The sequence below is a fragment of the Synechococcus sp. Cruz CV12-2-Slac-r genome, from assembly GCF_024346075.1.
Taxonomy (GTDB): domain Bacteria; phylum Cyanobacteriota; class Cyanobacteriia; order PCC-6307; family Cyanobiaceae; genus Synechococcus_D.
Map to the genome: position 1 here is coordinate 1 of NZ_JAGQEK010000004.1, position 21,641 is coordinate 21,641.

The 21,641-nt window shown below is 51.3% G+C and carries 20 protein-coding genes and 1 tRNA gene; 8 read left to right on the forward strand and 13 right to left on the reverse strand.

Annotated features, from left to right (window positions below):
• The coding region (gene zwf / locus KB557_RS00910) for a glucose-6-phosphate dehydrogenase (protein WP_255130917.1) at positions 1-1,288 on the reverse strand (1,288 nt) is incomplete at its 3' end.
• A 90-nt stretch (positions 1,289-1,378) separates the two neighbouring features.
• Positions 1,379-2,536, reverse strand: a complete 1,158-nt coding sequence (locus tag KB557_RS00915; RefSeq protein ID WP_255130918.1) for a phycobilisome linker polypeptide — start codon at positions 2,534-2,536, stop codon at positions 1,379-1,381.
• 140 nt (positions 2,537-2,676) lie between these two features.
• Here KB557_RS00915 and KB557_RS00920 point away from each other — a divergent pair, with 140 nt between their 5' ends.
• The gene (locus KB557_RS00920; protein WP_399218448.1) at positions 2,677-3,219 is read left to right on the forward strand and encodes an SRPBCC family protein; all 543 of its coding nucleotides are present in this window, start codon (positions 2,677-2,679) and stop codon (positions 3,217-3,219) included.
• A 121-nt stretch (positions 3,220-3,340) separates the two neighbouring features.
• Here KB557_RS00920 and KB557_RS00925 read toward each other — a convergent pair.
• Both KB557_RS00925 and KB557_RS00930 read right to left on the reverse strand, forming a co-directional pair.
• Positions 3,341-3,413 (reverse strand) — tRNA-Glu (locus KB557_RS00925).
• A gap of 56 nt (positions 3,414-3,469) precedes the next feature.
• The gene (locus tag KB557_RS00930; protein WP_255130920.1) at positions 3,470-4,582 is read right to left on the reverse strand and encodes a histidine kinase; all 1,113 of its coding nucleotides are present in this window, start codon (positions 4,580-4,582) and stop codon (positions 3,470-3,472) included.
• 99 nt (positions 4,583-4,681) lie between these two features.
• Here KB557_RS00930 and KB557_RS00935 point away from each other — a divergent pair, with 99 nt between their 5' ends.
• The 3 genes from KB557_RS00935 to pepN are packed head-to-tail and all read left to right on the forward strand — an operon-like array spanning position 4,682 to position 8,327.
• Positions 4,682-5,224 carry a hypothetical protein gene (locus KB557_RS00935; protein WP_295473556.1) on the forward strand — a complete coding sequence of 181 codons (543 nt, stop codon included), beginning with the start codon at positions 4,682-4,684 and terminating at the stop codon, positions 5,222-5,224.
• Entirely contained in the window at positions 5,221-5,673 is a 453-nt protein-coding gene (locus KB557_RS00940; protein ID WP_255130922.1) for a cAMP phosphodiesterase, read from the forward strand. Before KB557_RS00935 ends, KB557_RS00940 begins: the two co-directional genes overlap by 4 nt.
• Before the next feature lie 2 nt (positions 5,674-5,675).
• Positions 5,676-8,327 carry an aminopeptidase N gene (pepN, locus tag KB557_RS00945; RefSeq protein WP_255130923.1) on the forward strand — a complete coding sequence of 884 codons (2,652 nt, stop codon included), beginning with the start codon at positions 5,676-5,678 and terminating at the stop codon, positions 8,325-8,327.
• A 7-nt stretch (positions 8,328-8,334) separates the two neighbouring features.
• Here the strand turns inward: pepN and KB557_RS00950 are convergent, their stop codons facing one another.
• Together KB557_RS00950 and KB557_RS00955 are read right to left on the reverse strand one after the other, a co-directional pair.
• Positions 8,335-9,564, reverse strand: a complete 1,230-nt coding sequence (locus KB557_RS00950) for a glycoside hydrolase family 10 protein (protein ID WP_255130924.1) — start codon at positions 9,562-9,564, stop codon at positions 8,335-8,337.
• 5 nt (positions 9,565-9,569) lie between these two features.
• Positions 9,570-10,565, reverse strand: coding sequence for a ribose-phosphate pyrophosphokinase (locus KB557_RS00955; protein ID WP_295473547.1), 996 nt, complete (start codon positions 10,563-10,565; stop codon positions 9,570-9,572).
• Positions 10,566-10,670: 105 nt separating this feature from the next.
• Between KB557_RS00955 and KB557_RS00960 the strand changes: the two genes are divergently transcribed.
• On the forward strand, positions 10,671-11,096 hold the full coding sequence (locus KB557_RS00960) for a hypothetical protein (RefSeq protein ID WP_255130925.1): 426 nt from the start codon (positions 10,671-10,673) through the stop codon (positions 11,094-11,096).
• Here KB557_RS00960 and KB557_RS00965 read toward each other — a convergent pair.
• The gene (locus KB557_RS00965; protein WP_255130926.1) at positions 11,093-12,328 is read right to left on the reverse strand and encodes an LCP family protein; all 1,236 of its coding nucleotides are present in this window, start codon (positions 12,326-12,328) and stop codon (positions 11,093-11,095) included. The two genes, KB557_RS00960 and KB557_RS00965, sit on opposite strands and share 4 nt — an antisense overlap.
• A gap of 71 nt (positions 12,329-12,399) precedes the next feature.
• On the opposite strand from KB557_RS00965, the gene KB557_RS00970 reads away from it, so the two are divergent.
• Both KB557_RS00970 and malQ read left to right on the forward strand, forming a co-directional pair.
• Complete coding sequence (locus KB557_RS00970; RefSeq protein WP_255130953.1) at positions 12,400-13,560, forward strand: Coenzyme F420 hydrogenase/dehydrogenase, beta subunit C-terminal domain; 1,161 nt, start codon at positions 12,400-12,402, stop codon at positions 13,558-13,560.
• Entirely contained in the window at positions 13,557-14,957 is a 1,401-nt protein-coding gene (gene malQ, locus KB557_RS00975) for a 4-alpha-glucanotransferase (RefSeq protein ID WP_255130927.1), read from the forward strand. The genes KB557_RS00970 and malQ overlap by 4 nt, the downstream gene beginning before the upstream one ends.
• Here malQ and KB557_RS00980 read toward each other — a convergent pair.
• From KB557_RS00980 to KB557_RS01005, 6 genes are read right to left on the reverse strand one after another with little or no spacing between them, the layout of a single operon-like run.
• Positions 14,930-15,490 (reverse strand): helix-turn-helix transcriptional regulator, encoded by a 561-nt coding sequence (locus KB557_RS00980; protein ID WP_255130928.1) that lies wholly within the window; start codon positions 15,488-15,490, stop codon positions 14,930-14,932. The genes malQ and KB557_RS00980 overlap by 28 nt on opposite strands.
• Positions 15,477-16,262 carry a pseudouridine synthase gene (locus tag KB557_RS00985; RefSeq protein ID WP_255130929.1) on the reverse strand — a complete coding sequence of 262 codons (786 nt, stop codon included), beginning with the start codon at positions 16,260-16,262 and terminating at the stop codon, positions 15,477-15,479. The genes KB557_RS00980 and KB557_RS00985 overlap by 14 nt, the downstream gene beginning before the upstream one ends.
• Entirely contained in the window at positions 16,259-17,353 is a 1,095-nt protein-coding gene (locus KB557_RS00990) for a cell wall metabolism sensor histidine kinase WalK (RefSeq protein ID WP_255130930.1), read from the reverse strand. The genes KB557_RS00985 and KB557_RS00990 overlap by 4 nt, the downstream gene beginning before the upstream one ends.
• On the reverse strand, positions 17,350-18,075 hold the full coding sequence (locus KB557_RS00995) for a response regulator transcription factor (RefSeq protein WP_255130931.1): 726 nt from the start codon (positions 18,073-18,075) through the stop codon (positions 17,350-17,352). Before KB557_RS00995 ends, KB557_RS00990 begins: the two co-directional genes overlap by 4 nt.
• A gap of 57 nt (positions 18,076-18,132) precedes the next feature.
• Complete coding sequence (locus KB557_RS01000) at positions 18,133-18,540, reverse strand: hypothetical protein (protein ID WP_255130932.1); 408 nt, start codon at positions 18,538-18,540, stop codon at positions 18,133-18,135.
• Positions 18,541-18,564: 24 nt separating this feature from the next.
• Positions 18,565-20,187 (reverse strand): AarF/ABC1/UbiB kinase family protein, encoded by a 1,623-nt coding sequence (locus tag KB557_RS01005; RefSeq protein ID WP_255130933.1) that lies wholly within the window; start codon positions 20,185-20,187, stop codon positions 18,565-18,567.
• A 36-nt stretch (positions 20,188-20,223) separates the two neighbouring features.
• On the opposite strand from KB557_RS01005, the gene KB557_RS01010 reads away from it, so the two are divergent.
• Complete coding sequence (locus KB557_RS01010; protein WP_255130934.1) at positions 20,224-21,639, forward strand: aminotransferase class I/II-fold pyridoxal phosphate-dependent enzyme; 1,416 nt, start codon at positions 20,224-20,226, stop codon at positions 21,637-21,639.
• Positions 21,640-21,641 lie beyond the last annotated feature (2 nt).

Here is a 21,641-nt window from a genome sequence, read left to right on the forward strand (position 1 = left end):
CGCCAAAGGATTCGTCGTAAGAGAAATCCATATCTACCGGCCGGCTGCGCATGCCGGAGCCAGGGGCTTTCACCTCAAAACGAAAATCAGCACCTTCATTGGGCTGAATTCTCAGAATCAATTGGTTTGCAGTGGGACCAGCTCCCGCGGAGTCAAATAAATGCACAGGTGCTTCGCGGAAGGTGAGCACCACTTCGCTGAGGCGCTTAGGCATGCGTTTGCCGGTGCGTAAATAAAAGGGCACCCCCTGCCAACGCCAATTATCGATGAATAATTTCATCGACACATAGGTTTCGGTGGTGCTGTTGGGATCAACGCCAGGCTCCTGGCGATAGCCCGTAAGGGGATCAGCGCTGCTGCCACCGGGGCCATATTGACCGCGAACGCAACACTTCCAGGGTTCTGCTTCATTTGCTAAGCGAGCTGCCTGCAGCACTTTTGCTTTTTCGTTGCGGATTGATTCCGGCTCGTAACGCCCAGGCGGTTCCATGGCCGTGAGGGCAAGCATCTGGGTGAGATGGTTTTGAACCATATCCCGCAGGGCACCGGCACTCTCGTAATAACCAGCCCGTTCTTCAACCCCAACGGTTTCAGCTGCGGTGATTTGCACGCTGGAGATGTAATTACGATTCCAGATTGGTTCAAAGATGGTGTTTGCAAAGCGCAGCACCAAAATGTTTTGAACTGTTTCCTTGCCGAGGTAGTGATCAATACGGAAGATCTGGTTTTCCTTGGCGCAATTGTTCACGATTCGATTTAGGTCTTGAGCGCTAGCAAAATCACGGCCAAAGGGTTTTTCGATTACCACCCGGCTGCGTTTTGAATCCGCTAGCAGGCCAGCAGCAGCCAGGGCTCGGCAACCACTGCCATAAAAATTAGGCGACACCGACATATAGAAAGTGCGATTGCTGCGGGTGGCCCGCAGGCGATCTATCTGCTCAAGCCGCTTCCCAAGGCGCACCAAATCTTCATCAATCTGAAGATCCACCGGCTCATAAAAAAGACCATCACAAAAAGTTTTCCAGGCTTCTGGATCAGCGGCAATTTCTACTGCTAAGGATTTCTCCATTTTTGAGCGAAATTCAGCGTCGCTCCAGGGCCTCCTGGCGCAACCCAAGATTGCAAATTCGCTCGGCAAGCGCCGCTGGCGAAATAGCTCAAATAAGGCTGGGATCAATTTGCGGTGGGTGAGATCGCCGCTGGCGCCAAAGATCACCAAACATTGCGGCGAAATTACTCGTTCCTGCCGCAGACCAACACGGAGGGGGTTAGTGAGAGATGCCGTCATTTGCAGAGGTGTTCGCCGAGTTCTTACAGGTTGCCTGTTAGAGGTGAACAGAAGGTGAATGGTCTATCTGTCTGCAGATTTGAAACAGATTTAATAGGTTTCCACATGCCAGCGATCTGCCTTCTTAAGGGCTGGCCTGAGCACACTCCAATCCTGGCCGCGTTTGGCTGCGGCAGCGCTCATGGCCTCATCGATGCCGGGTTCCATGCCCTTCAAACCGCACATGTAAACGTGGGTTTTGGGATTTTCGATCAGGGCAAAAATTTCATCGGCATGCTCTGTTACCCGATCTTGGATATACATGCGGCCGCCGCTGGGATTTTGTTGTTCGCGGCTGATTGCTTTGGTGTAGCGGAAATTTTCGGGATATTCCGTGAGGTAGCGGCTGAAATCGTCTTCGTAAAGAAGGTTTGGTGTTTTGGGCACACCCATAAACAGCCAAGCTTTTCCTTTGAATTTATAACCTGAATTTTTGTTGTGTTCGCCAGGTTCAAACATCCGGCGTAAGTAGGCCCGCATTGGTGCGATGCCGGTACCTGTTGCAAGCATGATCACGTTTGCATCTTCCTCATCCGGTAAGAGCATTTCTTTGCCCACCGGTCCAGTGATCTTTACCTTTGCGCCGGGCTCAATGTCGCAGAGGAAAGTGGAACAGGTGCCGTAGATCTGCTCCCCTGCATCGTTTTTATATTCCAGCTGACGCACGCACAATGAGACAGTGCTCCCCTCGAGGTTGTCGCCGTGGCGAGTGGAGGCGATTGAATAGAGGCGTAACTTATTTGGTTTTCCGTTGGCATCTTCGCCATCGGGAATAATTCCGATGCTTTGCCCCTCGATGTAGTGAAGGTTCCCCCCAGATAGATCGAAGGTGATGTGATTTACGCGGCCGATAGCCCCTTCAGCTAGCAGTGAATAGTTGTCGGTAACAGTGCCAAGGAAAGGATCTTTTGGTTTGTAAAGGTTTACGGGCACATCAGCATGGGCTTTTGCTTTTACTGCTGGAGCTGGGGTTTCCGTCACGGTTGCTTTTGGGGAGGAGTGTGAATTGGTAATCGGCTGCTGGTGGGGGGTGATGCTGAGAATATTGGCGCCGCAATTTTTGATGTTTTGCAATACGGCAGTTAATGAGCTGTAGCTCACGAGCATTTGTTTAACGCTGCGGCGCACGCTGCCGCCGGCCAAGTGGCTCACCTCGATTGTGAACATGCGGTTATCGCCAAGGTTGCAGGAAGCTGGAAGGACGCGCATGGTTCGAGGTGTCGCTTTTTAACTATAGGAACTGCCCTGCTCGGCTTCAGTTGTATCCCTTTCCTCGGGATCATTCGGTTAGGAAGAAAACACAGTTATTGTATTTAACGTTGCAGCTCATGCCAACAGGCCGCTATTAAATCTTGCAGCCCCCTCCTCTACTTACGCTTCCTTCCGAGCCCATCGAGCAGGAAATTGAACGCCTGCCCTCGGCTACTCGCCGCCTTGCTGCTCAGCTCAGGTTGCCCCTAGCTGAGGAGGCTGTGTGGCAAGTGCTTACAGACTATGAGAGCCTTCCCACCTTTATTCCAAATTTGGTTAGTTCCAGGCTGTTGAGCCGCGATGGTTCTTTCGTGAAGGTGGAGCAGGTGGGAAGCCAGAAATTTGTAGGTCTGAGCTTTTCAGCAAGCGTTCGCCTCGAATTGCAGGAGCGCTGCGCTGAAGGAATTCTTAGTTTTAGGATGGTTTCGGGCGATTTTCGCCGTTTTGAAGGGGCATGGACAGTGGTTAAAACCTCTGATGGGGTGAGATTGCGCTACGAATTACTTGTTCAGGCTTGCATTGGTATGCCAATTGCCTTGATAGAGCAAAGATTGCGGGAAGACTTGGCTACAAATTTGCGATGCGTTGCCCTTGAGGCCTTGCGTAGAGCTCAGGCAGTGAAACTTGCGGAAATTGTTTAACTGAAGATTTAGCTAAAATATAATGGTGTATTAATTAACATCAATATTTTTAGGTGCTATTTGATATCCAAGTTGAAGTTTTTTGGCGCGCGGCCATCTCAATTTTGTGCCAATTAAATGATACCCCCAAGGGGATTCGAACCCCTGTCGCCTCCGTGAAAGGGAGGTGTCCTAGGCCTCTAGACGATGGGGGCAAGGCCTAATTGGCAAGAATTGAGCCTATACAGGCAACTCACCTTGAGTCAAGTATTCAGTCACTTTGACCACGCCACACCGGCACGGTGAAATGAAAGCAAGCACCTTCACCAGGGGCAGATACAACCCAAATGCGTCCGCCATGTACTTCCACAATGCGGCGACATACCGAAAGACCCACCCCAAAGCCGGAAGCTTGCGCTGCTGTTTGTGGTAACCGCACCCGATCTTGAAATATTCGTTGCTGTTCCTCCATTGGGATGCCGGGTCCGGTGTCGCTAACGCTCACTTGCACCCACTGGCTGGTGCGGTGAAGCAATGAAAGGTTCACCTGGCCCCCATCAGGGGTGAACTTGAGGGCATTTTCGATCAAGTTCAACAAAACCTGCCGCATCCGTCTTTGGTCTGCGTATACATCGGGTAAATCTCCTGGCACATCGGTGTGCAACTCCAAAGAACGGTTTACCCAAAGTTTTTCCAGCTCAAGAATCGCTTCAGCAGCAATTGGCGCTAGCGGTAAGCGTTGAGGATTAAACATTGCTTCCCAACGGGTGCTTCCCACCTCCAGGAGGTCTTTTGAAAGCTGCTCAATATCGTCTAAACGGCGATCCACCACATCAAAAAATCGTTCGCTATCAATTTGATTGCGTCTGAAGCTCTGCAAAGCCAAATTTGCAGCGGTGAGGGGGGTGCGCAATTCATGGGCCACCATGCGCAGCAAACGTTCCTGAACCCCAAGCCGTGAGGTGAGGGTTTCATTTTCTTGCCGCAGCACCAATAACTGATCTTCCAGCTGCAATTCTCTCTGGCTGAGTCCGCCACTTGGTTCCGCCGTTCGCAAGCCCATGCCAAGGCCGCTTACAAGGCCCAGTTGGCGCCAGCGTGGGAGCCAATTTTCCATTTGGCGCCGGATTGCATTACCAGCAAATACCTGTTTGGGCGGTGGATCTAGCTTGATTAATGCAGGGGTGGCAACCAAGCGATGCAACTCCAGCAGTTCTGGTTGCTTTTGCGGATCAGCAATGGTGAGGGTGAGCTCAAAATTTCCTTTTTGCTCCTCAAGAAATTCCAGCAGAGCTCTTAAATCCGCACCCGCCAATTGGTTGGGGCCCGCCAGCAGCAGCAGGTTTAAGACCTGTTGTTGAGTTGTTTCTCCCTGGCCGGGCACTACAAAATTCAGATATTTGACCCACACTATTAAAAAAATCTGATTTACATACCTAAAAAGGCAAAATCGGCTTCATTATTCCTTTTTAACCACACTTTGATGGCCTTGGGTTTGATCAAGCAAGACCCCAGCCGCATCAATCTCGATAGCTCCCTGCGCCGCTGGTTTTCCCGCAATTTGGGGCTTTGGCGTTCTCGCCGTCAATACGTTTTTGGCGATGATGAGTCACTTAAAATTGATGTGCTGCTTCGGATCGAAGCTTTTAGTGAGCCGGTGGAGGGTGATGCCGCTTACCGCTTTAGCTGGTGGCCGGAGAAGGAACACAACTTTTTCGAAAAACAACCACGCTTTGTGCCCACAGGCACCATGGAGGCATTCCTTTGCGGCCACCAGTTGCGCCGCAGCCGTGGTTTTTTTAGTGGCTCTCCAACTAAAAGCCAGATCCGTCAGGTGGATGAACACGAATTGGTTTTTGAATCCCATTACCAGGAATGGGACATCCTTGAGCACATCCGCCTAGTAGCCCAAGATTGCTACCGGAGCAGATCGATTTATTCCTGGCGTAATGGGGAATTGGAGGTTGCTGAGGTGCACCACGAGATCCGCATTGAAAGCGGTGGAACAACAATTGAGGCTGAATGAAGGGAATGGTGCAACATGGATTGGTACTAAGTAAGAAGTTTGTGGTGTTGCGTCAGCTGATCTCCGCGTCTGCACTGCTGGCGCTTTCAACTTTTAGCTCAATTACTGCGGTGCAAGCTCAAGTGGGTCCAAAGCCGGCAAGCGAGGCTGAAATGACCCTCTACACCAGGATTTCAGCTCTAAATGCTTGTATCGCGGCAGCCAACGGAGTCGATTTCAATAAGTCGATCGGTATTGCTGGTGAAACGCTTACCCAGGTGCTTCAGGGGCAAAACGGTGGCGCGATTCAGCAGTTAGGGGCAAAAGCTTTGCCCTTAGAAGAGTTGCGTAAAGGTTCGATCAACTCAGTATTGATTGGTGTTTCTCAAGTTTGCCCAGATCTGATGCCAGCAGATGTGCGCGACAAGGTAAAGCAGGCGCTGCAGCAGCAAGGCAAGCCAGCTAAGTAACCATGCTTTCCCCTGGCGCAGCGGTAGTGCCGATCCGATTAATCGATTACAAGCCCCCAACGGTGCTGATCGAGCAAGTGCAATTGCTGGTGCAATTGTTTCCAGATAAAGCCCTGGTGGATTGCCAGCTCAGCATTACGCCCAATGGCTTAGCCCCAGGGGACCCCTTAGAACTTCAGGCCCTAGACCTAGAGCTGCTAGAGCTCAGTATTGACGGTTTACCAGTGGCTGATTGCCATTGGCAGCACAGTGCAGGTGTGCTGCGTTTAGAAGCTGGAATCCTGCCGCATACCAGTTTTTGTTTACGCAGCCTCAGCCGTTTACAACCCGCGGCTAATACCAGCCTTGAGGGGCTCTACACCAGTGGTGATTTATTCACCACCCAATGTGAAGCTGAGGGGTTTAGGCGAATCACCCCTTTTCTTGATCGCCCCGATGTGTTGAGTAGCTATCGGGTGCGAATTGAAGCTGGCCGCCAATGGGCACCAGTATTGCTGAGTAATGGCAACTGCATCGCCACAGGTGAATTACCTGGTGATCGCCATTACGCCGAATGGCACGATCCATTTCCTAAACCCTGTTATCTCTTTGCATTGGTAGCTGGCCCCTTAGTGGAAGTGGCTGATCAGTTCTTGAGCGCATCTGGCAAGCAGGTGCGCTTACGAATTCATGTGGAAAATGGTGATCAAGAGCTCTGCGGCCATGCAATGGCCAGCTTGAAACGTTGTATGGCCTGGGATGAACAGGTTTATGGATTGGAATACGACCTTGAGGAGTTCAATATTGTTGCGGTGCGCCATTTCAACATGGGCGCTATGGAAAATAAAAGCCTTAATATTTTTAACTCTAAGTTGGTATTAGCCGATGCAGAAACTGCAACCGATGCAGAACTTGAAAGTGTTGAAAGCGTAATAGCCCATGAATATTTCCACAATTGGACCGGCAATCGAGTTACTTGCCGCGATTGGTTTCAGCTTTCATTAAAAGAGGGATTAACGGTATTTAGAGATCAGCAATTTAGCGCTGATCTCCATGGCAATGCCATGAAGCGGATTGAAGATGTGGCCATGTTAAGAGCCTATCAATTCCCTGAAGACAGTGGCCCCACAGCCCATCCAGTGCAGCCTGATCAATACATAGCTATCGATAATTTTTATACCACTACCATCTATGAGAAGGGAGCAGAACTCATAAGGATGCAGCAAACTTTGCTGGGTAAAGATGATTTTATGGCAGGGGTTGCACTTTATTTAAAGCGTCATGATGGTAAAGCTGCCACCTGTGAAGAGTTTTTGCAGGCCCTTGAGGCGGCCTCATCTAAGTCTTTGGCTTCATTTCGGCTTTGGTATCAACAAGCTGGCACCCCAGTGCTAGCGATCAAGCAGCAGTGGGATTCAAGCCTTGGTCAATTGCAGCTGCTGTTGAGCCAGTCGTATCCGTTAATTGCAAACCAAAGCTCAACAAAGCCGGTACCCATCCCGGTGAGCATCGCCTTGATTGCTGGCGGCGGAGAGCTGCTTAAAGAGCAGCTGCTTGTTTTAGATGCTGCTTCTAAGCAGTGGCAATTCAACGATTTACCCCCAGGCGATCAGCCCCCTTTAATTTCAGTGCTGCGTGGTTTTTCTGCGCCCGTGCGTTTGCAGTTTGAGCGTTCTAATCACGATTTAAAACGTTTGCTTTTGCATGAAAGCGATGCCTTTAGCCGTTGGGATAGTGCTCAACAACTTTGGCAACGTTGTCTTTTGCAACCCTCCTTAGAACAGCAAGAGAGCCTGCTGGCCATCTGCAAACAATTTCTAGCTGATCAAATTAGTGCTGAACAAATTAGTGCTGAACAAATTAGTGCTGAACAAAGTTTTGATCCGCGCTTGCTGGTGGCGTTGTTGCAAGCTCCTGCTCTAGAGGAATTGGAGGCCGCCTGCTTAGAGCTGGAGATAACTCCAGATCCTCCTGCTTTAGAGCGGGCTTTGCTAGAGCGCAAGATCTGGCTTGGCCGTGAATTAGCCAGCCAATTACAGGTGCTTTGCCACCAATTAGCACAACCGGTTCAGCAGCTCTGGCCCGCAGGCGTAGGGCAGAGGCAGCTGTTGGGGTTGGCTTGGAGCTGGCTTGTGGCAGGTGGTTTAAAGCCAACGGAGCTTTCGCTTATCCAGCATGTTGAGGGTTCTTCTATGACCCTTGCCCGCGCAGCGCTTGCTGCTCTACAGCCGTGGGATTGCCCAGAGCGCAGCGATGCCATGGAAGTATTTCAAAGCCGCTGGCTTGAGCGGCCTGTAATTCTTGACAACTGGTTTGCCCTGCAAGCTTCTGCCCCTTTTGGTGATGCGATCGCCAGGGCAGAAGCGCTGTTGAGCCATCCTCGCTTTGATCCCCAAGCACCGAATAGTTTGCGGGCGGTGTTAGGCGGATTTGCCCGCTGCGCTCAGTCTTTTCATAAACCAGATGGCAGTGGCTATCGCTGGCTGGCTGATCAACTAGTGGCACTCGATGTGCAAAATCCAATTGCCGCTTCGCGGTTTTTAAAATTATTCATGGGTTGGCGCAACTATGGCCCCCAACGCAAAGATCAGATGCAAAAAACTTTATATTGGCTCCTTGATCGTTTGCATTCAGCCAACAGCCAAGAAATTACGCGTCAATGTTTAGGGTTGTAAAAAAAAGTTACCTAATTGTGCGTAGATTATTTGAGTTTGGGAACGGATCTGGGTATAAGCTGCGGTGCACTTGATTAAGAACTGTTTTACGTATTTCTCCTCCTTCTTTACCAGCGTATTGCCCCCATAAACCTTCCCAATAAAAGTAAATAACACCAAATCCTCTCTCGGCGCTAAGTGCTATCTTTTTGCGCAGAGTGTTTGTATCTGTGCTGCGCCCACCAAAACCAGCAAGCACGCCAATATTAATTGGGATACCCCAGCTGCGGGCACGATCGAGGGCTGGTTGATTGAGATCTTGTTCAAATCCGCGCACTGAATATGCATAATTTTGAACTACCAATTCATCCACCAATCGCCTCACAGACCAGATCTCCCAATCCTGCAACCACTTGTTGTAAGCAAAGCGAAATGGACCTGGCGATAAACTGATCCTGCCATTGCCATTACTGCGTTGTAGGGCTTGGCGCAATTCCACCAATAGCCCGGTTAATTTTTGACGACGCCAGGTCATCCAGGCGCGATTTGTGTAATCGGCTGGAGGTTCAAGGCCTGTTTCTTGTTTATATAATGCTGCTGTGTAAGCGTCGTAACCTAAATCCACAGGCCAGGCAAAATGATCATCTAGCTGAACCCCATCAACTTTGCATCGCTCTACGATTTCGGTGATTAAACCAATAAATCGCTCTCGCACTCCAGGGTGGGCTGGATTTAACCACACCCTTAAATCTTTTAAAGGAGATGTTTTTAAGTTTGCTCCGTGCATTGCGTAGTAAGGGGAACCATCTATCTTCTTTAAGATCCAATCGGGATTTTGTTTAACAACCGCTGCATCACCCGGTTCCATTAAGCCATATTCATACCAAGGAATAACTTGTAAGCCTCTTTTGTGGGCTACGGCTGTCATCCGGCAGATCGGGTCTAAATCAGGTGAACGCGTTGCTAGAGCCGGCTCCATAGGTGCCCATTTTGAGCGATGGAAGGTGGTGCCACGGCTCCATACATTTGGGTAAAGAGTATTAAATCCTGCATCAGCTAACTCATTCACTGCCCGATCAATACGAGTTGCTTCGTAATAGAGCGGGCTTGGAGTATTAGTAAGCCATACCCCAACTCGGTTTGAATTTGCTATGGCGGGATTTATAAAATAAGCATTAGCTCCAATGAACAGAGGTAAAAGCAGGCTGGATCGCTTCGGGATATGTATTTTCGCGAATAGTTTTGCGATTAAGTTCATCTTTTTTAACGAAACATTGAGCTCACAGAACTCTCTTCATGAATGCGCCAAATCGCTTCACCGAGCATATTTGCTACAGAAAGAACCTGCAGTTGTGGGAAGTATTGATCTGCAGGTATTGGAATGCTATTTGTAACCAGCACCTCTTCAAATAAGCCTGGTTCAGCAAGCCTCTCAATAGCTGGCGGTGAAAACACCGCATGGGTGGCGCAGGCAATTACCCGTTCAGCGCCCCTCTGCCGCAGTAGTTGCGCCCCTTTTGAAATCGTGCCGCCGGTATCGATCATGTCGTCTACTAAAACTGCCGTTTTACCTTTCACATCACCAATAACTGTGAGGCTTTCAGCCACGTTGTGAGCAGAACGGCGTTTATCAATAATCGCTAGGGGAGCATCATCCATCCGCTTTGCAAAAGCTCGCGCTCTTGCAACTCCACCCACATCGGGTGATACCACCACCACCTCACCTAGGTCGCGGGTGGCTAGGTAATCCACCAGTACCGGTGCCCCGTAGATGTGATCGCAGGGAATATCAAAATAACCTTGTATTTGGGATGAGTGCAGATCCATCGCCAGCACCCGATTAACCCCAGAGGCAAGCAATAAATTTGCTACCAATTTTGCAGCAATCGATTCCCTACCCGCTGTTTTGCGATCTGCCCTTGCGTAGCCGTAGTAGGGAACCACTGCTGTGATTTGACGCGCCGACGCTCTACGGCAGGCATCCACCATGATCAGCAGTTCCATCAAGTGGTCGTTTACCGGCGCACAGGTGGGTTGCACCAGGAACACATCGCAACCGCGGATCGATTCCTGGATTTGGATGTAAATCTCACCATCAGCAAAGCTTTTGCTTACCCGAGGTCCGTCTGGGATACCTAAATAAGCAGCAATTTCATTGGCAAGTGCTGGGTTTGCGCTGCCGCTAAACAACCGCAAACGATTGCCGTCGCCAGGATGGAGGCTGGTGATACTGCGTTCGGTGGCCAAAAATCTCGTCACGGCGCTTGGGCTGTGATTGTGATGATGAGCCCCGATCGTAGAAGCGAGCCCTCTATCCCGCCTCAAATGGATGTTTTGTTAATTTGCGCTCCCCACGCCAGTGCCGTGGTTGCCCCCTTCGCTTGGGCCTGTGGCTCCATGGGTTGGGGCCCTCTGCGCTGGTTGAATAATGCCGCTGCAAACCCTCAATTGCAGTTTGGGGAAGAGCGCCTTTGGGTGCTGCCAGATGATCTGGAATTGGTGGATTGGGTTGAACCCCTTGCCGCCCATCGGCTGCCAACACTTTTGGTTTTACCTGGCGGGCCGCGGCTGCATGGCGAGGCAGCACTGCATCAGGCGTTGCTGAAACAGGCGGGCGTACCTCTTGTGGGCTTATTGCAGGTGGGGGGGGATTGGGAGCCTCAACAGCGGCGGCAAGAGAATTTGGCTTGGTTAGGTAATTGGCAGCCAGGGGATCGCCAGGCCCTTGCTCTCACAGCCCCATTGGCAATTCTGATGAAGCAAAGGCTGCGGCAGCTCGATTTGGCCTAGGGCTTTTTAACGAGCCAATCTTTGCCAAGCAACACTTCAACCTCGGCGCCAGGGCTCAAAGGCCCCCGTTGCAGTTCCCCAACCCCGAGCACTTTTCGCACTGCCAGGGCCTGCTTTGGATTGCGGCCGTGCAGGATCAATGTGCGTTGCCGTTGCTGTTCTGCGCTGTTGATACTCAGCTGCGCGATTAAGCCTGCCCCTTGAAGCAGCTCGAGGGCCCTTGTGGTGCTTTCTCCTTCTGCGCCTTCAAGGTTTATTAAGGAATTTTCTGAAGTTGGGCTTTGGCCTTGATGCCAAAGCTCGAGCAGGGGGGTGGCCCGTTGTTGATCAAGGCGGCGCGGCCCAGATGTGCTGCTAAGCGGTAGCCGGCTGAGGCTGATTAAATCCGGATTTTTTAGCCCTGCGGCCAGCAGGCTGAGCATTTCTCCATGGCCCAGATTTGTATCGAACTTTGAGCGAAGCCCTAGTAATAAAGCGGGAAGTTTTGGCACAACATTGGGATCAGCCAGGCGCTCTGCCAGGGGCAACACAAGTTGCTGTTGGCGTTGGCGCCTACCGCTATCACCTTGATCAGGGCCTTGAAAGCGCAATAGTTGATCTAGCTGAGCGCCCCCTAGCCATTGCTGGCCCGCATCTAATTCAATTTTTAATTTGCTTTTTTTATCTTGATATCTCATGGCGGTTTCAATGTTGAAGGGCAGCCCGCCGATGCCATTAATTGCTTCCTGCATGGCACCCCTTGGTATCAATAGGTAGCGATCTGGCAGCACGGGTTCACCGCCATTTGCCAGCAATTGAGCCACCACATCTGCAATTAAGGCAACACCCCCCTGGCGATAGAGATCCGTTAGCGGTTGCAATTTTTGCTGGCCCGGCAGTAGCACCGCTAATTCGCTTGGGATCTGCAGCAGCTCTAGGCCCCCTGCTGGATGCACCCGCGCCATAAGTAACAGCTGCACCTGGGCTAGGGCTTGGTTTTTGGCGTTGATCTTTTCGCTATCAAGGCCAAGTAGTAGCAGGGTTTGGGGCCGGCCGGGCGGATCTGCAAGGCGGCTGATGGCCGGCTGTAGATCCTCGATTGGCTTGGGTGCCTTCAGAGGAATTAGTTGCCCCCCTAGAACTGCACCCAGGCCGATCCCAGCAGTTAAAACTCCAAGCCGCCAAAGCACCCGGCTGCGCCGCCGCAGTTGCTGCCAAGGTTGTTTGTTTGAAGGCGGCGAAACGGTAACCATGCCCGATAGTTTGGGGCCTGAGCGCGAGTTCGTGTGCATTGACATTTGCTCCCCACGAAAGGGCCCGCCCCATGGCCCGTGGCACGGTTAGGCCAGCCAAGCAGCTTTGCAGTGATTGCGGCCTTTGCGATACCCGCTGGGTGGCCTATGTGCGCCAGGCCTGCGCCTTCATACATCAACAATTTGATCAGCTGGAATTCCAAGCCCATGGCCGCAGCCGCAAGCTTGATAACGAGGATGAGCTTTATTTCGGTGTTTTCCAGCGCATGTTGTGCGGCAGGCTTGAACCTGGGCTGGAGGGGGCACAGTGGACTGGCATCGTTAGCAGCATCGGTGAACGTGCCCTAGAGCAGGGGCTCGTTGATGCGGTTGTCTGCGTGCAGCAAAGCCCAGATGATCGTTTTACGCCGGTGCCGGTGCTTGCCCGCAGCGTTGCTGAGGTGCGCGCAGCACGGGTAAATAAACCAACTCTTTCCAACAACCTTTCGGTGCTGGAACAGCTACCTGGCAGTGGCATCCGTCGCTTACTTGTGGTGGGTGTGGGCTGTCAAACCCAGGCGCTAAGGGCGGTGCAAAGCAGTCTTGGCCTCGAAGAGCTTTATGTGTTGGGTTTGCCTTGCGTAGACAACGTGAGCAGGGCTGGTTTGCAAACCTTCTTGAATTCCAGTAGTCGCTCCCCAGACACAGTGGTGCACTACGAATTTATGCAGGATTTTCGAATTCACTTTCGCCACAGCGATGGCAGTAAAGAAACTGTGCCCTTTTTTGGCCTCGACACACCAAAACTTAAGGAGGTGTTTGCCCCCAGTTGCCTTAGCTGTTTTGACTACGTAAATGCCGCTGCTGATTTAGTGGTGGGTTACATGGGAGCGCCATTTCGCTGGCAATGGTTAGTGGTGCGTAACAACCGTGGCCAGCAGCTTTTGGATCTTGTTGAGAAGGAATTACAAACCCAACCTGTGATGAGTGCAGGTAACCGCAGGCAAGCTGTGCAGCAGGGCATAGAGGCATACGACAAAGCCCTGAAACTGCCCGGTTGGCTGGCGGAACTAGTGGGTTTTGTTGTGCAAAAAGTGGGGCCTAAAGGCTTGGAATATGCGCGTTTCTCTATTGATTCCCACTTCACAAGAAATGCGCTGTGGTTAAAGCGCCATCATCCCCACATGGTGGAAAGCCATCTGCCCCCCTTTGCCCGCAAGATTGTGAACCGCTACCGCCTACCTCAGCTATGAGCAATCTCTTAAAGCTGCTGGGGGGCCAGCGCCAATTCGGTGTATTGATGCATGTTTCCAGTTTGCCTGGCCCTGGCTCTAGCGGTTGCTTTGGCCAAGCGGCCCTTGAGTGGATCGATCTTCTTGCCGATCATCAAGTGAAGGTGTGGCAGGTTTTACCGCTTGCCCCAACAGATAACACTGGATCCCCTTACAGCTCCCCTAGCGGTTTTGCCCTTAATCCGCAATTTTTAGATCCCGATCAGCTGGAGCCCCAATCAGCTCTCGATCAAAGCTTCAGCCGCTGGTGCTTGCAGCAGCAGTTTTGGTTAAAAGATCATTGCCGCTTCATGGTGCTGCACCGCCGTTTTGAGGGGGCCCCTTGGTGGCGGTGGCCTAAAGCCTATGCCGCTCGCCATAAAGCTGTAATTCAGCAACTAGACGAACAGGAGGCGCCACTGCTGCAGCAAGAGGCTCTACAGCAGTGGCAGTTGCAGCAGCAATGGCAGGCATTGCGCGCCCACAGCCAAAAGCGCGGCGTGCAATTACTAGGTGATCTACCTTTTTATGGCGCTCACGACAGCGCTGATGTGTGGAGTAAGCCGGGCTTATTTAGCCTTAATCCCGATGGCAGCCTTGCTCAACAAAGTGGTGTACCGCCAGACTATTTTTCAGCTACCGGTCAGCTTTGGTCTACGCCTGTATATCGCTGGAGCCGTCATCGTTTAAATGGCTACCGTTGGTGGTTGCAGCGGCTTGAAAGGCAGCTGGAGTTATTTGATTTGCTGCGGCTTGATCACTTCCGCGCCTTTGCCGGTTTTTGGAGTGTGGCTGGTGCCGATAGCACAGCTGAAGCTGGCGAATGGCTGCCTTCACCTGGGCAAGCAATCCTGAAAAAGCTCAGCCGCCGTTGCGCCGGCCCCTTGCCGCTTGTGGCTGAGGATCTTGGTGTAATTACCCCTGATGTAGACACTCTACGGGAAAGTTTTGATCTCCCTGGCATGAAGGTGTTGCAATTCGCATTTGAAGCTGATCCAACTAATGCCTACCTACCTCAAAACTTTGGCACTGGTAGTTGGGTTGTTTATACCGGCACCCACGACAACGCCACAGCAAGGGGCTGGTGGCAGCAACAATCAGATGCAGTGAAACAGCAACTGCAAAATCTTTTGGGTCATCCGGTGGAATCCCCTGGTTGGGAATTGTTGCGGTTAGCGCTTGGATCCACAGCAGATTTAGCAGTGGTGCCGCTGCAGGATCTGATGAGCCTTGATGATCAGGCCCGTTTCAATACTCCAGGCACAGCAAGCGGAAATTGGAAATGGCGATTGGATCAACCAATTGCCAATTTGAGGGGCCATCTTGAGGGGCTGCAACAACTAGGCAAGCTTTATGGCAGAGGTCTTAGTTCTGGGTAAAGCTGCAGCAATTTAGTGAGCGGTTGAGCTTCTCTTTGTAGGCCTTGTTGCGGTGCAATCGGAGCAGGGCTGAAACTGCCGGATCTAATTAATTGTTGTTGTTGAAGGTTTAGGCCGTAGATGAGCGCCATTAGCAATGTTCCATAGGCAATAGTGCCTTGCCAGGTACTAAATAGTTCGATCGAGCCAAGGGTGAAACCAGTTAAGGTATCATCTCCGCCCACTGAGCTTTTGTGGATTGGGGGTAAAGCTGTCTTAATTACTTCTGCAACTTCTGTTTTTGGAAGCGCTAAGCGTTCCGCCAGTTTCTTCAGGATCGTGCCAAGAAAAGCAGCTTCCGGCAGCCGTTGAATCCAGCCTTTTTCCAGGGCTTCCAGCACAGCTGTGCTAACTCGCGTATCAAGGGCTAGCTGGCGCATGCTGAGGTTTTGCTGTTCCCTTTCCCGCTGCAAGCGCAGGCCAAAGGAACGCAATGCAGCTTCCTGCTGTTGCTGCTTTACGGAAATCTTTTGGTTGCTTTTAACTTTGGCCACGGAAACGCTTTGGCTTTTCGGATTGTTCGTAATCGGGTTCAGGGGGATTTAATAATTTGGCAAGGGCAGTGGTTTCGCTTTCACTTAACCATCGCCAGGCTCCAGGCTCCAGATCACCTAATTGCACTGGCCCCACTGATAAACGCTGCAGATCTAAAACCGGGTGGCCCAATAATTCCGCGGTGCGGCGAATTTGACGATGACGCCCCTCCTTCATCTCAATTTCTACCAAGCTGCGCCGCCTGCCATGTTCCTTTAATGCCACAAATACCGCACGGCTAGCGATCCCATCAAGGGGCACCCCTTTGCTCCAGCGCTCCAATACCTGAGGGCTGGGGTTCCCCTCTACCCACACCAAATAGCGCTTGGGATGATTAAAACGGGGGTGGGTGAGGCTGAGGGTGATCTCACCATCGTTGCTAAGCAGCAGAGCCCCATGGCTAAAGGCATCCAAGCGCCCCACTGGGTGGAGCCCTTGCCCCCTCGCTAGATCCGGCGGCAGCAGATCTAAAACCGTGGGTCTGCCCATTGGGTCGTGGCAGGTGCTGTGCACTCCCCTTGGTTTGTGCAGCAGCAAGGTGCAGCAGGAAGCCTTGGCAGGGAGTGGCTTGCCATTTATTTCAATGCGATCAATTGCTGGATCGGCTTGGTCGCCTGGTTTTGCCCGCACCCCATTTACCAAAATGCGGCCTTGAAGCATTAGCTCCTCAGCGCGGCGCCTGGAGCACACCCCAGCGGCAGAAAGTAATTTTTGCAACCGTAAACGGCTCATGGGCTCACGGGCAACGACAAAACCAACAATGCACCACCACTGCTGTTGTTGCGGGCGCGGATATGGCCCCCATGGGCTATTGCGATCTGTTGCACGATTGCTAAACCAAGGCCGCTGCCCACCCTTTTGGCACTGGCTCGGGATGGATCACCTCTATAAAATCGTTCAAACATATGTTGCAAATCCTCCGGGCTAAAACCATTGCCTTGGTCGCTAATTTCTATGCGCTGCCAACGACCTTCAAGCTGAAGTTTAACGTTGATTTCGGTTTCATCTGGGCTGAAACGCAAGGCATTATCAAGCAGATTTAATAGGGCTCTGTGTAATAAAGTTTGATTACCCATTACGGGGTGGGCATTGCTGCTTTCGAGCACAAGATCAATCTGATGCTGCTCTGCTAATGGAGCAATTGTTTGCCATGCTTTGCCAACTAAATCACGAATATTTACTATTTTTATGCTGCTTTCAGTGTTATTTAGAGATGGATTGTCAAGTTTATTTAATTCCAATAGATCTGAAACTAAGCGCTGTAAACGATCTAGTTCTCGCTGTAATCGCTCAATCTGAACCACCTGCTTTTTGTTGGGGTTTTGGGCAAGGGATTCGGTTACAAGCGATAGGGCAGTGAGTGGGGTGCGCAATTCGTGGGCTACATCGCTAATCCAGCGCTCCTGCTGTTGTTGTTGGGATTGCAAAGACTGGCAACTTTGCACAAAAACACCAATCCAACCCCCTGCGCCAGGGATTGCGAGGGCCTCCAAGGGCTCAGAACTGATGTTTTCCGGTTCAAGTGGAGTAGCGCTCACGGCGGTGGCATTCCAGCTAACTCTTTGGCTGCTGTTGCTGCGGCGTGCTTCAGCCACCGCAGCGTCTAATTGATGGCAGCGCACTACTTCTAGAAGGTAGCGATTTGACAGTATCGATGCGTTGGATAGATTTAAGAGGCGCCTTGCCCTACTGTTTATATGCTGCAAGCGGTTCCACGGATCCAAAACCAACAGCCCTTGAGGTGAATCCTCAAGCCAGCCGAGTAATTGTTCTGCATCCAAGCAATTGGGCTTGCGCCATAACTTTTTTAAACCAAATATCATCCGAAACGATAACCAAAACCGCGTACAGTTAGTATAAATTCAGGAGCGCTCGGATTGGTTTCTAATTTCTCTCTTAGCCAGCGAATATGTACGTCTACAGTTTTACTATCACCCATAAAATCAATACCCCAAACTCGTTCTAATAATTTATCGCGGCTCCAAACCCGCTTTGGATTTTGCATAAACATTTCAAGCAGGCGATACTCCTTGGGGGAAAGATTTACCTCCTTGCCGCCGCGGGTAACACGACATTCCTCCGGATAGAGGGTGATGTCTTCATGGCGCAATACTTGCTTTTCGCCACTGTCGCCGTTGCTGCCGCTGCGGCGCAGCAAAGCGCGGCAACGGGCCACCAATTCCCGCATGCCAAACGGTTTAATTAAGTAATCATCCGCCCCCACCTCAAGCCCCACCACCTTGTCTGTTTCGGAATCGCGGGCGCTTACAACCAAAATCGGTGTTGAGAAGCCCCGGCGACGCACATAGCGGCACACATCTAGGCCGCTAACTCCAGGCAGCATTAAATCGAGCAGCACTAAATCGAAGGGCAGCTGATCCGGGCTGCCCTTAAAACGCTCAAGGGCTCCATTGCCAGTGGCTACTGCATCCACCACAAACCCTTCATTAATCAGGGCTTCAGTAATGGTTTCGCGAATTGTTTCGTCGTCTTCCACCACAAGCAATCGGGCTGGATTGGTTTGGCTGGGGGAGCTCACCGCCACAAAGAAATTGCGTGATATTTCAAACCTTAATCAAACTCGGCTCATTTACTAGCCAGTTCAGAAAAACTGATCGAAGTTATCGAAATCCACCGCTTTAAAACTACCCTCTTCCACCTGCTTCATCAAGCGCTCTAGCTGCACCCAGAGGCCACCGCCAGTAAGGAGAGCAAGCAGCATTGATACCAGCATTGCCGCCCCTGCCGCAAAGCCAAACACCTGCAAGGCCCCTCCGATAAACAGGGTGATTCCAATCAGAGTTCCGGCAAAAGCTATGGAGGTTTCTGCATTGCCAAGGGGCAGCAGGGGTAAGCGATCTTGCTTCCAGGCCTCTAGGCGATTTTGGATCAGTTTTGCAAAAGTGAGGCCACAGAGCACGCCAATGGCTAGGCCAAAACCACTGAGCAGGAACGGCGGCTGTTGGATTACCGCGTAAGGAAGATCAAATTCAATGCTGTCGTAGTCCAATAGCCGCCTGAGTGGTGCTACAGGCTAGGAGCTCAACTTGGCCAGTAGGTCGCTGGCAAGCCGTTTAGGCCCAAAACGGCGCCGCAACAGTTTTGCCAAATTGCTGAGATCCTCCGTGTTGAGGCGTCCGTCCCGCACAAGAGTGAGCAGAAGCCTCTGGCGCAGATCATGGCCCTGGGGGCCAAGAATTAATCGCAATCCAGCACCCGCCACGGGTAGCAAATCGGTGGGGCTGCCGTCTTGACCCACAACATCAAGCAAGTTTTCTAATCTTTGAAGTTGTAATTTGCCTGCACTGTCAAATAAAATATCAAGCAATTTTCGCCTTAATTCTTCAGTATCGGCAGCGAGTAAACGTTTTGCAACGTAGGGATATGCAACCCTAATGATGCTGAAATCTGGATCTAATCTTAAAGCTAAACCTTCCTGACTCACCACTGCTCGAATTATTAAGGCAAACCGAGCCGGCACCCTAAAAGGATAATCAAACATCAGCTCTGAAAAGCGATCGGTGATCGTTTTAAAATTAAAGCTGCCAACCGATTCGCCAAGTTGTCCGCCTAACACCTCTTCTAATGCAGGAAGAATTGGGCTTAAATCAGTATTTGGTTGCAAAAATCCCAGCCGCACAAAATCATGGCCAAGGGATAGGAAATCACGATTAATTAAATGAACAACCGCATCGGTAAGGGTTAAGCGATCATCATTACTAAGCATATCCATCATGCCAAAGTCAACATATCCCAAACGGCCATTGCCATCCTTGCCGCCAGGTAGCGCAAATAAATTGCCTGGATGAGGATCTGCATGGAAATAACCAAACTCTAAAAGTTGCCGCAACCCTGCAATTACCCCAGCTTTTACAAGGGTTGTGGGATCCAATTGATTTTCTTCAAGCACCGACCTTTCCTGCAACTTCACCCCTTCAAGCCAGGTGGTAGTAAGCACCTTTTGGCTACTTAACATTCGCTCAACTGCCGGTATAACTATACTTGGATCATCATCAAATAATGCCGCAAAGCGTTCTGCATTATCAGCTTCTAATTCATAATCTATTTCTCTAAACAGTGTATTGCCGAATTCATCAACTATTGCTGTTAAATCATCTCCTAAATTTAGGGGAAGAAAGGGGCCCGTAAATTGAGCCAGCAATCTAATTACAGCTAGATCAAGCACTAACTTTGCGTGCAGCTTTGGCCTTTGCACTTTTACCGCTACCCAGCGCCCATCGTGCATCTGCGCTTTATAAACCTGGCCAAGGCTTGCTGCTGCAATTGGCTTACTTGGAAAAATAGCAAACAAATTGCTTGCTGGAGCACCTAACTGATGCTCGATAGTTGCAAGAGCTATATCGTGATCAAAGGAGGGAAGATCATCTTGCAAACGTGTTAATTGCTCTAACCAATCGCGATTAACTAAATCTGGACGAGTGGATAATGCCTGCCCTAATTTAATGAAACAAGGCCCGAGATTAGTAAGAGTACTTAGTAGTAAGGCGCCGAGGCGCTTCTGCACCTGCGGATCCTTACTACTACCTTGGCTTAAAAGAGTGAGGCTTAATCGGCCCAGTTGCCATAGCACCACCAGCAGGCGTCCCAGCAGTTGATGAAGGGGAACAGCAGGGCGCTTATAGATGGCCGAACTCATAACTAAACAAACTCTAGAAACTGAATCACTGATCTGGTGTGGAATCCATTAGCTGCTGCCCATAAGCCCTGGCCCTTAGAAGTTGCGCTTAGGCGAGAAGCTCGCCGCAAGGGGGTTTTTTTGCATCTACCAGCCCATGGCCGCGGCAGGGCTTGGCTTGGTAGTGGCGTGCAGCAACAGTTGCCCTGGCAGCTTGATTTACCTGAACTGCCAGAGCTTGGCGGGCCGTTGCTACGGGAGGGGGCGGTAGCTGCTTCCCAGCAACAGCTGGCCGCTTTTTTTGGCGTAAGCCAGAGCTGGTATGGGGTGAATGGCGCCAGCGGTTTATTGCAGGCAGCTTTGTTGGGGGCAGCCGCACCAGGGGCACGGGTTTTGTTGCCTCGCAACCATCACCGCAGCTTGTTGCACGGTTGTTTGCTTGGCAATTTGGAGCCACTTTTTTACGATGTGCCGTTTGATCCAGCCACTGGCTTAGCCCAACCCTTGCCGGCGCAATGGCTGGAACAAATCCTTGAAAAGGCCGGTTCTGTTGCTTTGCTGGTGCTTGTATCCCCCACCTATCAGGGCTTGGCTGCCGAGCTGGATTCTTTGGTGGCGATCGCCCATGGTGTTGGGCTGCCGGTGCTTGTAGATGAAGCCCATGGCGCCCATTTTAATTTCGCGGCCAGCCTGCCCCGGGGGGCTCTTGCCGCTGGCGCTGATCTGGTGGTGCAATCGATCCACAAAACCCTTGGCAGTTTGGGGCAAACCGCGTTGCTTCATCTACAGGGTGAAAGGTTGCAAAGCCAGCAATTGGAGCGGGCCCTGCTCTGGTTTCAAAGCAGTAGCCCCAGTGCTTTGTTGCTGCTTTCAACAGAACAAGCGGTGGCTCGATACTCAGCGGTTGCTGGTGAGCGTCACTTGCAACGCTGCCTAAACCAAGCCTTAAGCCTTAGGGCTGCGCTGATAAAAAAAGGTATCCCCCTTGTGCAAAACCAAGACCCTTTGCGCTTTGTATTGCATTGCGCCCAGTGGGGCCTTAGCGGTAGTGCCGCAGACGACTACTTAATGCAAAGGGGGGTTGTAGCGGAATGCCCGGAAGCATTAACACTCACTTTTTGCCTTGGTTTGGCTCCCATCGCGCCACTGCGTCGGCGCCTCTGCCGCGAATTAGAGCGTTTGAAATATTGCCAGCAAAAAGTGCCATCTTTGCCACCGCTTGATCCCCCACCATTTCCTCGCTTGGCTGGATTACAAGTGCCTCTTGCCGAGGCATGGCGCCTGCCTTCAATAACACTGCCTTTAGCTGAGGCGGCAGGGCGGATTGCAGCTGAAACCATCTGTCCGTATCCCCCTGGTATCGCTTTATTGCTGCCAGGGGAACAACTAGATCCAGCCCGCATTCAGTGGTTGCAACAACAGCAGTTGCTATGGGGGGGGCAGATCGCTGATACGGTTGAAGTTCTGGCTTGATT

What these genes read in the sequence shown, in the direction of transcription:
- KB557_RS00970 (WP_255130953.1), top strand. Translation starts at nt 12,400, where the DNA reads ATGGCCCGTGGCACGGTTAGGCCAGCCAAGCAGCTTTGCAGTGATTGC.
- KB557_RS00950 (WP_255130924.1), bottom strand. Translation starts at nt 9,564, where the DNA reads ATGAACTTAATCGCAAAACTATTCGCGAAAATACATATCCCGAAGCGA.
- KB557_RS00965 (WP_255130926.1), bottom strand. Translation starts at nt 12,328, where the DNA reads ATGGTTACCGTTTCGCCGCCTTCAAACAAACAACCTTGGCAGCAACTG.
- KB557_RS00935 (WP_295473556.1), top strand. Translation starts at nt 4,682, where the DNA reads ATGGCCTTGGGTTTGATCAAGCAAGACCCCAGCCGCATCAATCTCGAT.
- KB557_RS01005 (WP_255130933.1), bottom strand. Translation starts at nt 20,187, where the DNA reads ATGAGTTCGGCCATCTATAAGCGCCCTGCTGTTCCCCTTCATCAACTG.
- KB557_RS00990 (WP_255130930.1), bottom strand. Translation starts at nt 17,353, where the DNA reads ATGATATTTGGTTTAAAAAAGTTATGGCGCAAGCCCAATTGCTTGGAT.
- malQ (WP_255130927.1), top strand. Translation starts at nt 13,557, where the DNA reads ATGAGCAATCTCTTAAAGCTGCTGGGGGGCCAGCGCCAATTCGGTGTA.
- KB557_RS00985 (WP_255130929.1), bottom strand. Translation starts at nt 16,262, where the DNA reads ATGAGCCGTTTACGGTTGCAAAAATTACTTTCTGCCGCTGGGGTGTGC.
- pepN (WP_255130923.1), top strand. Translation starts at nt 5,676, where the DNA reads ATGCTTTCCCCTGGCGCAGCGGTAGTGCCGATCCGATTAATCGATTAC.
- KB557_RS00915 (WP_255130918.1), bottom strand. Translation starts at nt 2,536, where the DNA reads ATGCGCGTCCTTCCAGCTTCCTGCAACCTTGGCGATAACCGCATGTTC.
- KB557_RS00940 (WP_255130922.1), top strand. Translation starts at nt 5,221, where the DNA reads ATGAAGGGAATGGTGCAACATGGATTGGTACTAAGTAAGAAGTTTGTG.